Raw genomic sequence first — 12,730 nt, forward strand, 5'->3', positions numbered from 1 at the left:
GGTGGACAGCAGTCCGACCAGCTCGGGCACCGCCGCCGCGGCCTCCGGGCCCCACTCGGCGAGGGTGCGCAGGATCCTGGAGACCACGTGGTGCTGCCGGCTGTCGGCGGTCAGCAGGCGGCGGAAGACCGGCAGCAGCTGCGGGGCCCAGCGAGCGGGCAGCGGGGGCGTGTCGAGCCAGTGGCTTCCGAGGCGCGCGACGTACCAGCCGGCGGCCCTCTCGTCGTCCATGCCGACCAGGGCCCGCACCGCCAGGTCGGCGTCGACCGTCGGGCGGGTGACGCCCCCGGACCGCTCGACGTGGCGGACCAGCAGGTCCGCGTACGGGGCCGCCGCCCGGCCGCCGTCGGCGAGGACCTCGACCGATGCGGAGGCCACGGCGGGCTCGTCCCCCAGTCCGGCGGCGACCGCCTCCCAGAGCTCCGGCGCCCGGTCGCGCCAGTACCCCAGCCGTGCTCCCGCGGCGAGTACCGCCGCACGGCGGACGTCCGTGTGCCGGTGGCCGGCCCCCGCTTCGAGCAGTGCCGCGGACTCGTCCGGGTACGGCGCCGCCAGCTTCGCGAAGTGTCCGACCGCCTCGTGTCCGAGGGGCCACCACGGTACGTCCGTGAGCCCCGGCGTTCCGGTGGCCGCCAGCCCCCGGGCGACCGCACGGCCCGCAGCGCCGTCCGCGGTGGCCGCGCCGCCCGGTGCCAGCACGCCCCGCGCGGCGGCCAGGGCGACCGGCGGATGCCCGTGGTCCAGCCAGGGCAGGAGCCACTCGCGGTCCTGTGACAGCTCACCGACCGCCAGCAGTTGGGACACGAGCGCGGTCGGATCGTCCTCGACGGCGGCCCTCCGGCGCAGCGCGTCGAGCGCGGCCGGCTCCGTACAGCGGATCGAACGCAGGACCCAGGCCGCACCGGTCCGCACGCCTGCCGCCCGATGCGGGATCAGGGGCAGCACCTGGGGCCAGGCGTTCGTGAACAGCTCGTACGCCCCGCGGTGCACGCCGACGGAGCGGCGGCAGGCGCCATGACCGCGCATGGCCAGGAATGCGAGCACCTGCCTCAGCCTGCGGTCGTCGAGCTGCGGGAGCAGGACGAAGAGGTGCGCGACAGCCTGGGCGAACAGCGGGCTCTCCGTCCTCCAGCCGAGTCGGTCCTCCAACCGGCGCCACGACCTCTGGCGTTGCCCGGGCGTCACCAGTGCGCGCAGCAGCCCGGGAACCTCCTCCTGGCCTGCCGGCACCCCTTCCAGCACGTGCCAGGCCACCGGCCCGGCCCCCCGTTCGTCCATGCCGCGGATCCTAGGTCACTGCGTCTGCGGCCCGAACCGGCGCCGGTACGCCGACGGCGTGATGCCGGTCTCGCGGCGCATCAGCAGGCGCAGATTGGCGGCGGTGCCCAACCCGCTGCGCCGTGCGACCACCTCGAAGCGGGACTCGCCCCGTTCGATCAAACGGCAGGCCAGAGCCAGCCGTTCCCCCGTGAGCCACGACAAGGGCGTCGTGCCCAGCTGCGCTTGGAAGCGCCGGTGCAGCGTCGCCGGGCTGACCGCCGCACGTGCCGCCAGGCCGGACACCGTGAGGGGCGAGTCCAGCCGCTCCTGGGCCCAGGCCAGGACAGGGGCCAGGGACTCGTCCGGCAGGTCGGGCACGGGACGCTCCACGAACTGCCGCTGCCCGCCGTCCCGGTGCGCGGCGAAGACCAGGCGCCGGCTCACGGAGTTGGCGATCTCCGCGCCGTGGTCGCGGCGCACCACGTGCAGACCGAGATCGAGGGCGGCCGCGCTCCCCGCCGCGGTGAGGATGTCACCGTCATCCACGAACAGCACGTCCGATTCGAGCCGGACGGCGGGGAAGCGGGCCCGGAAGGAATCCGCCCACTGCCAGTGCGCGGTGGCCCGCCGCCCGTCCAGGACTCCGGCCTCGGCCAGGGTGAAGGCTCCGCTGCAGAAGCCGATCAGGCGGGCACCGCGGGAGTGTGCCCTGCGGACGGCATCGAGGACGGCAGGACGGCGCGGCACGTCGGTGTCCGGGCGGTTGGGGACGATCAGGGTGTCCGCCGAGTCGGCGGCTTCGAGGCCGGCGACTCCGGTGAGCGTGAAGAATCCGTCGCGCATCAGGGTGCGGGGCTCGGGGGAACAGAGCCTGAAATCGTAGAGGTCGCGGCCGATTTCCGGTCTGCGCAGGCCGAAGACCTCGGTCGCGCAGCCGAGTTCGAAGGGGTTCGAGTTCTCGTCGACGATCACGACGACCCGGTGGACGCCCGCGTGCGAGGATTCTTTCGTCATATGCGATTCCTAGCACTCACTGCCGCCGTGCGGAACGGCTCAGGATGAGTCCATGAGCAGCGACAACCACCCCATCGCCCTGAGCGACGCCCTGGCCTCGTTCGACGCCTTGTGGAGCCCCCGCATCGTCACGCGCGTCAACGACTACGACGTCCGCGTCGCCAAGGTCGAGGGCGAACACCTCTGGCACGCCCACGACGACACCGACGAGTTCTTCCTGGTACTCGACGGCGAACTGCACATCTCCCTGCGCGAGCCGGACGGCGAGCGCACGGTCCGGCTCCCGCAGGGGGCGGTCTTCACCGTCCCCCGGGGCACGGAGCACAAGCCGTACGCCCCGTCCGGCGCCGCGATCCTCATGTTCGAACCCACCGGGACACCGACGGTGGGCGATCGCCACGACGAGATCCCGGACCACGTCGACTCGACGACCGGCCACGCACTCGACACGTGACCCGACCGCCCCGGGCCCGGGGCGCCCAGGCCCGGGGCGCCCGGGGCCTCGCGCGGGCGCTCCTGGCGCGGTGCGAAGGGCTGGGCGCGGCTACTCGGCGTCGAGCTGGTGGTCGGCCCAGACGTAGCTCTCCGGCAGCAGGTCGGCGACGGGGACGGCGCGGACGCGGTCGCCGTCGCCGACGATGACCTCGAGGGTCGGGAAGTAGTCGAGGAGGACCTGACGGCACCGGCCGCACGGCGGAACGACCCCTCGGTCGCGGTCGCCCACCGCGACGATCGTGTTCAGCTCGTAGGCGCCCTGCGCGGCTGCGGTCCCGATGAGGACCAGCTCGGCGCAGGGCCCTCCCGTGAAGTGGTAGGCGTTCACCGCGGTGACGATCCGACCGTCGTGGGTGCGGGCCGCGGCTGCCATGGTGTGGTTGTCGCCCCGGCAGCGGGTGCGGGCGACGTGCGCCGCCGCCTGGATGAGCTCGTGGTCGACGGGGTGGGTCTGCGCGGTCATCGTCTCTGCCTTCTCGTCAGGTGTCGGTCGAACCATGCCACTGCGGAGCGTCAGTGGTCGAACCTGGTGTCACTGACCCGATGTTGCTAGCCTCGGGCGCGGACAGTGCCCGGCCGGTTCCCCGGCCCGCATCGAGGAGCCCGCCCCCCATGACCCGCACCCGTCGCAACCTCTGGTTGCACAAGGCGAACTACCGGCGCCTGGCCGACGGCGGCACCTTCCTGACCGCCTCGCAGCTCCTCGAGCTGCTCCTGACCGCGTACGCCGAGGGGCACATCGGCGTCACCGTACCGGAGCGCGCATCGCGTGGGCCCGGCCGCGGCCGCGTCGTGGTCGCCCTCGACGACGAGGTGTTCGCCCGCGCCGAGGCCGACGCCGGTGAGGGCCGCACCTCCCTCGTCATCGACACCCTCGTCGAGGCGTACCTTGCGGGGGCCGTCACCATCACGCTCCACGCCACCACCGACGCCGCCCCGCGCCCCGCCACCCTCTCCGTCGGACCTCCCGCAGAACACACCGCCGCCGCAGCCTGACCCGGAAGGAGCACCACCATGAGCGCCCTGCCCCAGCGCCGCGAGCCCGACCGCTTGCCCCGGACGCCCAACGCCATCGCCGCAGCCCTGAACCCCACCCGCAAGGGCACCTTCCTCGAGGAGCTCCTCGCCGCCCAGGCCGGCGCCGACATGCTCGCCGTGATGGACCGCTGGTACCTGCGGGCCGTCGCCGACTCCACCCGCACCGACGCCGACCGCGCCCAGGTCGCCGCCCTCCGCTCCGGCGACCAGGTCGGCGTCCGCAGCCTCAACGAGGTCCTCGCCGCCCTCGGAACCGGCCGGTGAGCCATGGCCTGACCGACCAGGCCGCCGCCGTCCTCGGCGTCATGGCCGACAAGGCCCCCGAGGTGTTCGCCGCCACGGTCCGCTTCCTGCCGGTCATAGCCGCCGCGCACGAAACCGGCACCGTCCCGCCCGGCGCCACCCCGACCGACCACTGGGGCGATGTCTACGACACCGCCGTCCCCGGCGCTCCCGTCATCGTCGAATGGTTCACCGGCGACCCCGAGTCCCTCACGATCACCCGCATCACATGGCTGGAGACCAGCCCCTGAGCGAAGCAACCAGCCGGGGCGGGCGTCGAAGCGGTGGAAGCCGATGCCCTCGCCGACCGCACCGCCGAGCACCATCCCGCGACGGTCGACCGGCACTCCGCCGGGAACGACCGGATCGTCCCGGCGCCGCCTGCCCATGACAGCCCGACATCGATGCCTAGGACCGCGATGGTCGCTCCGGACATCACGGCCGATGCGGCCGGCCTCCTCGCTCGTCAGTCGAGGCCTTCGATGATGCGGAAGTCGCGCTCGACGCCGTCGGCAAGTACGGCCAGCGCCTCCTGGTAGGCCGCGCTCGCACGCGCGGCGACCGCTTGCTCGAAGCTGTCGAACTCGACCAGGATGGTGCGCTCGGCGATTCCGCCGTCGTATGCGACGACCCGGCTGCCACGGGAGAGCAGCCGCCCGCCCGCGGCCTCGACGGCGGCACGAGCCAGCTCGTCGTAGGCAGCCACCTTCTCGGGGTCCGCGATGCTGCGGTAGACACTGACCCAGTAGCCCTTGGCCATGGTTCCTCCTGTGTTCGGGGTTGATGTGCGGAATCGGTGGTCTGAAGCGCGCCCAGGTCCATGCCAGGCCCGCTGCAAGCTTCGATCGTCAGCCTCCGGTCCGTCGGGACCGACCCGGGGCGGCGCTCGGATCGGTCTCGGGTGGGCGGCGGCGGGCGAGGGCGAGACCGGCCGTCGTCGTGACCGCCATCGCGGCGACGCCGACCAGCGCCGCGGTCGTGTAGGCGTCCTCGTTCGGGAACAGGCGGCCGGTGGGGGTGCCGGCGGCCAGGACCAGACCGCCGATGGCGCTGCCCAGGGAGTATCCGACGCTGCGGACGACGTAGTTGAAGCTCATGGCGCTCGACGTCTCGCTCTTGGGGGTGACGGCCAGGATGACACCGGGCATGGCGGCCGAGAAGCTCCCCACGCCGAAGCCCAGCACGCCCATGGCCGCGAGCAGTTCGGCCAGGCCGGACCGGGCGGTGGCGAACAGGACGAACCCGCCGCCGACGACGGCGGCGCTGCCCGCCAGGAGCAGGGGGCCGGCGACCCGTTCGCGGACCCGCGGCGTGAGCTTGCCGGCGACGAACCCCAGCACGGAGAACGGGATGAGGACCAGCCCCGCCATGAAGGTGGTCAGTCCGAAGCCGTAGCCGGCGCTGCGGGGCGTCTGCGCGTAGCGGGTGATGAGCGTGAGCAGGAGGTACATGCCGATCCCGCCGACGAACATGGCGACGTTCGCCCCCGCGACCGCCGGGTGCCGCACCGCCCGGACATCGATCAGGGGCGTCCCGGTGCGCAGCTCGGAAACGGTCCAGACGCAGAGCAGGAGCACGGCGGCGACGGCAAGGGCCACCGCCACGGCGAGGTGCCGGCTCCACAGGCTCCTCTCGCCGGCCAGGAACAGGACCAGGAGCAGTCCACCCGCCAGGACGAGCGCACCGGCCACGTTCACGTGAGCGGAGCGGCCTTCGGGAGCCGCGGGCACGGAGCGCCACGCGGTCACGAGGGCGACGGCGGTGACGAGCAGGCCGAGGCCGTAGGCGGCCCGAGGTCCTCCGAACTCGGCGAGCAGCGCGGCCAGCGGGTAGCCGACGCCGGCTCCGATGATGGAGACCACCGAGATCAGGGCGATCGTGGCCGCGCCGCGCTCCTCGGGAAGATGGTCGCGGGCCACGCCCATCATCAGCGCCGTCAGGCCGAGTCCGACGCCCTGGGCCGCCCTGCCCACGAGCAGCCAGGCGAACGGCAGCGGCAGCACGGTGAGCGCGCTGCCGACGACGACGATCGCCAGCGTGGCGAGGATCGTGGCCCGCCGGTGCGGACCGGCTCCGAGCCGGCCGAGGACGGGTGTGGCGACGGCGCCGCTGAGCAGGGCGATCGTCAGCGTCCACTGCGCGCTGTCGAGGGAGACGCGGAACGTGGTCGCCACGCTGGTGATGAGCGGCGTCCCGAGGCTGGCGACCGCCGCCACGACCAGGGCGATGAACACCAGGGAGGGGACCAGCAGACGCGCCTGGGAACGTATCGGGGCAGTGCTCGTGGGCTGGTCATGTGCGTGGCCCTCGGTCACCGGTCCGACTCCTCTCGGGCGCGGCCTTCGAGCTCCGCCAGGTGCAGCAGCGCCGGAAGGGCTGCCGCCAGGGCCTCGACCTCGTCACCGGTGAGCCGGCCGATCAACCGCGCGTAGGCGTCGACACCCGCCTGACGTCGCGCCCGGACGTACGCCGCGCCGGCCTCGGTCAGACACACCAGCGTGACCCGCCTGTCGGAGGGGTCGCCCTTCCGCTCGACCAGCCCGGATTCCTCCATCACCCGGACCAGGACGGTCATCGCGGGCTGGGTGACGCCCTCGGACACCGCCAGATCGGTGATCCGTCGCGGGCCGGTCTTGTCCAGGGTGGCCAAGGTGGCGGCGGACGTCAGGCTCATGTCGCGGGGAAGGCGCCTCACGGCCCTGGTGGCGAGACCGTAGAGGGCTGACCCGATGGCATCGGAGGCGTCGTGCGCGGTGTCTTGGCGGCTCATGCATGAAACATAGCAGCTTTATATGAAGTATTTATGTATCTCTGTGTCGAGGTTCGGCGGGGCGTCGTCGGTGACGACTTCCCGGAGCTGTGCGGCGCGGTCGGCGGGGTCCCGGGTTCCGTCGAGGACGAGGCGCGCGTGGCCGCGGGTGGGGGCGACGTGGCGCAGGTACGAGCGGCGGCTGTTGTCGTAGCCGAGGAGTCCGGGGACCGGGTCCTGGCCCTCACGGATTTTGCGGAGGGTCTTGCGGACGATGCGGACGTCCGCGGGGGTGTCGACGAAGACGGTCCAGGTGGCGCGGGCAGTGAGCTCGGGCAGGGCGAGCGCGAAGACGCCCTCGAGGATGACGAGCGGCGCTTCCGCGTGCCCGGCGAGAGCGCTCTCGATCCGGTCGGGGTCGAGGGAGCGGGGATTGCTGAAGTCGACGACCCGGCCGGTGCCGTTGAGGCGGGGGACGCTGGGGGCCAGGGTGGGGTCGGTGTGGAAGCACGAGTCGAGGTGGAGGACCGCGGCACCGGGAAGGACGTCGGCCAGGGCGCGGGCGAGGGCGGTCTTGCCGGATCCGGCGCCTCCGCCGATGAGGAGGATCCGGGGCGTGGGGTGCTGGTTCACGTGCGCGGTGCCTCTGTTCGTGGTCATGCCGAGGTGGCGGGTCCGGTGGGGGAACGGTGCCATGGGCCTTGGCGGCAGCCCATGTGCACCCTCCGCCGCATCATCGACGTAAGACCGCCCGCCGATGCCCGACGGCCGCATCCGGTTCGTCTCCGCACCCGCACTCGCACCCGGACGCGACGAGGACGACGAGGACGACCGACAGTCACGCCAGATGTTCTGACGCGAGCTATGTCAGTGGCGGATGGCAGCATCGGGCGTATGACGCGTGCGACAGCCTTCGACTGGCGGCCGTTCCTGCTCCGGTGGAGCGGGGAATGGGCGGATTCACTTCCCGACGACGAGACGCGGAGTGAGGAGGACGAAGCGGCCCGGCAGGCTCGGTGGCTGGGGTTCCCGTCCGCGCCCGAGGGGCGGATCGCAGCCATGGAGCAGCGCCTCAGCCGTCGGATGCCACCGTCGTACCGGGAGTTCCTGGAGGTCACCGACGGGTGGCGGAACGCCGGCGAGTTCGTCTGGCTCCTGGCGGGGACCGCGGACGCCCGCTGGCACGACGACGCGAGCGGGCTGGCGGACATGTTCGAGGAGTACCTGGACGAGGACGCGGATCCCGCCGAGCGGCGGGAAGCGGACATCTGGCGGCGCGGTCTCCAGCTCGACGTCGAGTCCGACGTCACCTACGTCCTGTTGGATCCCGAGGACGTGGATGAGGACGGCGAATGGGCCGTGTACACGTGGGCGAGCTGGAGCGGCGAGGGGCCCGAGCGGCACGCGAACTTCTTCGCGTTCATGCGGGCCATGTACCAGGAGTTCCACAGCCTGCAGGCGCGACGGGCCGACGGGGAACCGGAATTCGCCAACGACACGACGCGGCAGCTGGACACCCAGGTCGAGCAGGCCCGGCTGGCGGCACTGGGCGGCGACTGGGAACGGGCCGCGCAGGCGCTGGACGAGGCCAAGGAGTACGGCAGGCCGCGGGCCGTCGGGCTGGGTGACCAGATACGCCGTCTGCTCGGGCACACCTACATGGTGTACTTCGAGGGCGTCGTGACCGATCCCCCGTACGCGACCGACCTGCTGCCGGTGCTGGTCGCCGAGCACGCGGCGCACCCGTACAGGGACGACTCCACCCTGACGTTCCACCTGCGCGGAGCCGGCGACGACCTGGTGTCGCTGGCGTATGCGACGTTGGAGCAGCTGCGCGACGGCACCTACCGGTACACGGCGGCCGGACCGTTCGGGGAAGCGGTCGAACGGGCGCGGGAGCTCGCGCGGCGGGGCGACACCGACGGGGCGTGGCGGACGCTGATGGCCGCCCTGCCGCTGTGGCAGCCGCTGGGACCCGACCACCTGGCCCCGCTGGGGTGGGTGGCCGACCCGCTGCTCGGCCCTCTGCTGACCCCGGAACGGGGCCGTGAGCTGCTGTCCACGCCCAGGGGCGGACAGGCGGGCGGGACACCGCCCGGGTCGGCCGGCCTCGACCCGGACGACCCGGCACGGCTCGCCGCCCCGGACTCCCATGACGGCCTCACGCCCTAGCGCTCCGTCCTGGTCGAAGGCGTGCACCCCGGAGAACCTGCCCCGCGCCACGCGATCACGACGGGGCGACCGCACACGTTCACCAGCCGGTCCTGGACGAGGCGGACGCCGTGACGACCGTCAACCGGGACGCCGCGCCATGACGGACCGGCCGAGGTGGAACGGGGATCCGGGGTCGGCGGGTGTCCAGCCCGCCGCGAGAGCGGCGCGGATGCTGCCCTCCACCTGGGAGGGCAGGACCGGCCTCGCGGCTGCACCGAGCCAGTTGCCCGGGTGTGGTTGGCCGGTGGTGACCACCAAGGTGGTGCCGGGAGTCCGGGCGAGTTCGACCGCATAGGTGAGGGGCGACACGACCAGGCCCTGGTCGTAGGTCGGCCGTCCGCGAAGTCGCCACCGGTAGGCGGTGCCGTCCACGGTGATGAGCCGCGAGCCCTTCCTGACCAGTGCCATGCCACACTCCATATCTCCGCGGCGGCGGTTCAGCTCACGAGGTCGCGCCAGAACGGGACGGTCGCCTCAAGGTCCCCCGCCACGACCGGACGATCCGAGCGCAGGCCACCGAACTCGTGGTGGACGTAGTCGACCAGATCGTCGCCGTAGACGATGATGTCGGTCTGGTACATCGACAAGACGGGGTGGCCGTACGCGCCGCGCCCCGCAGGCAGGAACCGGTGCGAGTACACCGGCACCATCGTCGGTACCTCGGCCAGACGCGCGCGGGCCACCGAGAGGGCGTCGGCCAGCACGGGAGGACGGACGCCCCAGTCCTCCCACCAGAAGCCGCCCCGCTCGACGTCGAACAGCACACCGTCGGTCGGCCAGGCGAGCCGTTCGCGGAGCTCGTCGGGGTCGCCGCCCCGCCAGTCGGGCCAGGACTGCCGCCCACCCGGAGCAGATGCCCGCCCGGTCGGCAGGCCGGCCGCCAGGAAGGCGCGGTGATCGTCACTGAACTCGAAGCCGAACTCCGCCTCCACCCGCGCGAACTCGGCGTCCGACAGCCCCGGCAGGACTTCGATGCTCCCCCGTCGCGGCAGGAGACGGGCGGCCTCCGCCCCCAACCGGGCGCCCTCGTTCATGGTCACGCACCGATGGTACGGCCATACGAGGGGGACAACTGCGGAGTGTGGACACGCGGTTGGGCTCCTGGGCGAGGGCATCGGGCGGACGTTGATAGTCTCATCGGAGGCTGCTCCCGACCCGATGGAGAGTGCTCATGAAGCTGCTCCCGATGTTCCTCCGCCGTCCGATGGAGGCGCTGTACGAGCATCGGCTGGCCAGCACCCTGGAAGGGCTGCCGCGCCCCCAGCATGTCGGGATCATGCTCGACGGCAACCGGAGATGGGCGCGGAAGGCCGGGCACACGGACGTCCGTGAGGGGTACCGGGCCGGTGGTGCCAAGGCCGCCGAGTTCCTGGACTGGTGCGCGGCGGCCGGGATCGGGCACGTGACGCTGTTCATGCTCTCCGACGACAACCTCGGCCGGCCCGCGGACCAGCTCGGTCCGCTCATCGAGATCATCGAGGAGACCGTCCGGGACATCACGACCGCGGCGCGCCCCTGGGAGGTCCAGGTCATCGGCTCGCTCGACCTGCTGCCCGGTGACAGCGCCCGCGTCCTCAAGGAGGCGGCCGCCGCGACCAAGGGGCGCGGCGGCCTCAAGGTGGACGTCGCGGTGGGCTACGGCGGCCGGCGGGAGATCGTCGACGCGGTGAGGAGCGCCTTCGAGAAGCACGTGGCGGACGGCGGTGACCCGCTCGAACTGGCCGGACGCTTCGATGTCGACGACATATCCCGGCACCTGTACTCACCGCAGGCCGCCCAGACGGACTTCATCATCCGGACCTCGGGCGAACAGCGACTGTCGGGCTTCCTGCTCTGGCAGTCCGCGTACGCCGAGATGCACTGGGTGGACTGCTACTGGCCGGCGTTCCGCCGGGTGGACTTCCTGCGCGCCCTGCGCTCATATGCGAGCCGCGAGCGACGGTACGGTCACTAGCCGGGGGAGAGGGGAACGGCATTCCCGGGCGCGGACCGTCGACCCGCAGGGAGCCGGTCTGGAACCTCCGCGCGGCCCCATCGATCACCCGGGGCGATGATCACGCCATCGGCCGTCCCGGTGTGGCGGCTCCGGTCTGGTGGCCAAGGGGAGAATCACCCTGGTCCCCGGCCGCGAGGGCCTGCCAGTCGCGACTGCGCGGCAAGTCCCTCACCAACTGCAGGAACTCCTCATGGAGGCGGCCGTTGGTGACCAGCACCGACATGTCACCCCGCAACACGGACGTCCCTCCCAGGTCGGTCACCCGGCCGCCCGCCTCCGTGACGATGACGGGCATCGGGGCCACATCCTCGTAACCCATCGGCGGACCTGCGATCACCCCGGCATCCGCCCACCCCGTTACCAGGGCCGCGATCATGCCCGTCGAAGGCATGAGGAAGACGCGGCGGTGGAGAGCGGAGAGGAGCTCCTCCGGCCAGCCCGCCGGGTTGTGCATCAGCGTCCTCGCCCCGCCCAGGGAGGTCCGCCCGGAGACGTGAGTGCGGTGGCCCGATCGCAGGTCCGGGTTCGGACCAGGCAGTACCCAGCAGCCCAGCCCGCGGCCTGCCACGATCATCTGCTGCCGCAGCGGCATGTTGATCACGCCGATGGCGGGCCCGTGCTCGTCCTCGTAGGCGAGGTCATTGGTGAACAGCGGGACCCGGTGCGTGAAGTAGGTGGTGCCGTTGATGGGATCGATGACCCATCGCCGACCGGACGACCCCCGGGTCGAGCCTCCCTCCTCCCCGAAGATCCCGTCGTCCGGCATCCGGAGGCCCAGCTCCGTCCGGATGAACTCCTCGACGGCCACATCGATCTCCGTGACCTCGCTGCCGTCGTCCTTGCGTCGGCTGTGCCAGTCACCCGCGAAGAATCCCTCCGTGGACATCCGTCCGGCACGACCGGCCAGACGTACGGCGAAGTTCAGGAGCTCCCGGTCAACGGCAGGTGCATCGAACGCATAGTCCATCCGAGGAGCCTTTCACGCGATGTGCTCCGCCGGGGTCCGCCCGGGTACATCGATGAGGCCGATCCACCGCTGGTGTCCGACCAGGACTGGAGTACCAGGTCGACGGCGGGGGGCTGGGGGACCGCCGCAGGGGAGGCGGGCGGTGGTCTGGGACCGGGGGGAGCCGCGCTGGAGCGGCCGGACGTACCGGCGGCCAGGAGCGCGGCCGACGCCCCGCTCAGCCGGCCTACCCCCGCCCGGGGACCGGACGCGGTGGTCAGCCGGAAACCGCGCCGGGGACCTTCAGCGGTCGGTCTTCTCGCACCGTTACCGCCCGGGCGGCACCGGCTGCCGTCGTCGGATCTCGGCTGCCGAGCCTTCCCCCGCCCGCGACCCGCTTCCGGCCGCGGCGGTGATCTCATCCGTCCGGGGACGGCTCATCACGCCGTTCGCCGTCATGGTCCGCGCCGGGGCGGGTAGGCGGCAGGGAGGGCGCCCGGTGGGCGGGCGCCGTCCCCCACGGCTGAAGGAGGCCGGTCATGAGCAGCGCGCTCCTGGCGGACAAGAAGGTCGCGATCCTCGCCGCGAGCGGGGTCGAGCAGGACGAGCTGGTACGGCCCCGCGACGCGGTCCGGGCCGCCGGCGCCCGCACGGTCCACGTGACCGTCGACCGCGGCGACCACGACGGGAAGGAGCACGCGATCCGCACCCACAAACACCCCGCCGACCGAGACCC

General features: G+C 72.5%; 16 protein-coding genes and 1 pseudogene. 7 read left to right on the top strand and 10 right to left on the bottom strand.

The genetic code is table 11. The features are described 5' to 3' along the window. Both ACFVXK_RS32050 and ACFVXK_RS32055 read right to left on the bottom strand, forming a co-directional pair. Positions 1-1,278 (bottom strand): hypothetical protein (locus ACFVXK_RS32050; RefSeq protein ID WP_389618653.1); only part of this gene is annotated, 1,278 nt, incomplete at its 3' end. A 15-nt stretch (positions 1,279-1,293) separates the two neighbouring features. Then, positions 1,294-2,274: a GlxA family transcriptional regulator gene (locus ACFVXK_RS32055; protein ID WP_389618656.1), complete on the bottom strand. Its 981-nt coding sequence runs from the start codon at positions 2,272-2,274 to the stop codon at positions 1,294-1,296. A gap of 52 nt (positions 2,275-2,326) precedes the next feature. Here ACFVXK_RS32055 and ACFVXK_RS32060 point away from each other — a divergent pair, with 52 nt between their 5' ends. Then, a complete protein-coding gene (locus ACFVXK_RS32060) occupies positions 2,327-2,728 on the top strand; it encodes a cupin domain-containing protein (protein WP_389618659.1) in 402 nt (133 codons plus the stop codon). 90 nt (positions 2,729-2,818) lie between these two features. Here the strand turns inward: ACFVXK_RS32060 and ACFVXK_RS32065 are convergent, their stop codons facing one another. Then, a complete protein-coding gene (locus tag ACFVXK_RS32065) occupies positions 2,819-3,232 on the bottom strand; it encodes a cytidine deaminase family protein (RefSeq protein ID WP_389618662.1) in 414 nt (137 codons plus the stop codon). Positions 3,233-3,381: 149 nt separating this feature from the next. On the opposite strand from ACFVXK_RS32065, the gene ACFVXK_RS32070 reads away from it, so the two are divergent. Genes ACFVXK_RS32070 through ACFVXK_RS32080 form a run of 3 tightly spaced genes read left to right on the top strand, consistent with a single transcriptional unit; the run spans position 3,382 to position 4,340 of the window. Further along, positions 3,382-3,765, top strand: coding sequence for a hypothetical protein (locus ACFVXK_RS32070; RefSeq protein WP_389618665.1), 384 nt, complete (start codon positions 3,382-3,384; stop codon positions 3,763-3,765). 18 nt (positions 3,766-3,783) lie between these two features. Then, positions 3,784-4,071 (top strand): hypothetical protein, encoded by a 288-nt coding sequence (locus tag ACFVXK_RS32075; protein ID WP_389618667.1) that lies wholly within the window; start codon positions 3,784-3,786, stop codon positions 4,069-4,071. Continuing rightward, a complete protein-coding gene (locus ACFVXK_RS32080; RefSeq protein WP_389618669.1) occupies positions 4,068-4,340 on the top strand; it encodes a hypothetical protein in 273 nt (90 codons plus the stop codon). Before ACFVXK_RS32075 ends, ACFVXK_RS32080 begins: the two co-directional genes overlap by 4 nt. Before the next feature lie 215 nt (positions 4,341-4,555). Here the strand turns inward: ACFVXK_RS32080 and ACFVXK_RS32085 are convergent, their stop codons facing one another. The 4 genes from ACFVXK_RS32085 to ACFVXK_RS32100 form a co-directional block, all read right to left on the bottom strand. After that, positions 4,556-4,849 (bottom strand): DUF1330 domain-containing protein, encoded by a 294-nt coding sequence (locus ACFVXK_RS32085; RefSeq protein WP_389618672.1) that lies wholly within the window; start codon positions 4,847-4,849, stop codon positions 4,556-4,558. Between the two features lie 88 nt (positions 4,850-4,937). Next, on the bottom strand, positions 4,938-6,404 hold the full coding sequence (locus ACFVXK_RS32090) for an MFS transporter (protein ID WP_389618675.1): 1,467 nt from the start codon (positions 6,402-6,404) through the stop codon (positions 4,938-4,940). Beyond that, on the bottom strand, positions 6,401-6,859 hold the full coding sequence (locus ACFVXK_RS32095) for a MarR family winged helix-turn-helix transcriptional regulator (protein ID WP_389618678.1): 459 nt from the start codon (positions 6,857-6,859) through the stop codon (positions 6,401-6,403). Before ACFVXK_RS32095 ends, ACFVXK_RS32090 begins: the two co-directional genes overlap by 4 nt. A gap of 18 nt (positions 6,860-6,877) precedes the next feature. Continuing rightward, positions 6,878-7,498 (bottom strand): uridine kinase, encoded by a 621-nt coding sequence (locus ACFVXK_RS32100; protein WP_389618681.1) that lies wholly within the window; start codon positions 7,496-7,498, stop codon positions 6,878-6,880. Between the two features lie 234 nt (positions 7,499-7,732). Between ACFVXK_RS32100 and ACFVXK_RS32105 the strand changes: the two are divergent. After that, positions 7,733-9,007 (top strand): annotated as a pseudogene (locus ACFVXK_RS32105) (SMI1/KNR4 family protein); the annotation flags it as partial. Between the two features lie 123 nt (positions 9,008-9,130). Here the strand turns inward: ACFVXK_RS32105 and ACFVXK_RS32110 are convergent. Further along, positions 9,131-9,460 (bottom strand): hypothetical protein, encoded by a 330-nt coding sequence (locus ACFVXK_RS32110; RefSeq protein ID WP_389618684.1) that lies wholly within the window; start codon positions 9,458-9,460, stop codon positions 9,131-9,133. 29 nt (positions 9,461-9,489) lie between these two features. Then, on the bottom strand, positions 9,490-10,086 hold the full coding sequence (locus ACFVXK_RS32115; RefSeq protein WP_389618695.1) for a hypothetical protein: 597 nt from the start codon (positions 10,084-10,086) through the stop codon (positions 9,490-9,492). A gap of 137 nt (positions 10,087-10,223) precedes the next feature. Here ACFVXK_RS32115 and ACFVXK_RS32120 point away from each other — a divergent pair, with 137 nt between their 5' ends. Further along, positions 10,224-11,006 carry an isoprenyl transferase gene (locus ACFVXK_RS32120; RefSeq protein WP_389618686.1) on the top strand — a complete coding sequence of 261 codons (783 nt, stop codon included), beginning with the start codon at positions 10,224-10,226 and terminating at the stop codon, positions 11,004-11,006. A 100-nt stretch (positions 11,007-11,106) separates the two neighbouring features. Here the strand turns inward: ACFVXK_RS32120 and ACFVXK_RS32125 are convergent, their stop codons facing one another. Continuing rightward, positions 11,107-12,015: an inositol monophosphatase family protein gene (locus ACFVXK_RS32125; protein WP_389618689.1), complete on the bottom strand. Its 909-nt coding sequence runs from the start codon at positions 12,013-12,015 to the stop codon at positions 11,107-11,109. A 518-nt stretch (positions 12,016-12,533) separates the two neighbouring features. On the opposite strand from ACFVXK_RS32125, the gene ACFVXK_RS32130 reads away from it, so the two are divergent. Continuing rightward, positions 12,534-12,730: hypothetical protein (locus tag ACFVXK_RS32130; RefSeq protein WP_389618692.1), on the top strand; the 197-nt coding region annotated here is incomplete at its 3' end.

Source organism: Streptomyces sp. NPDC058157 (genome assembly GCF_042884105.1).
In the GTDB taxonomy this organism is placed as follows: domain Bacteria; phylum Actinomycetota; class Actinomycetes; order Streptomycetales; family Streptomycetaceae; genus Streptomyces.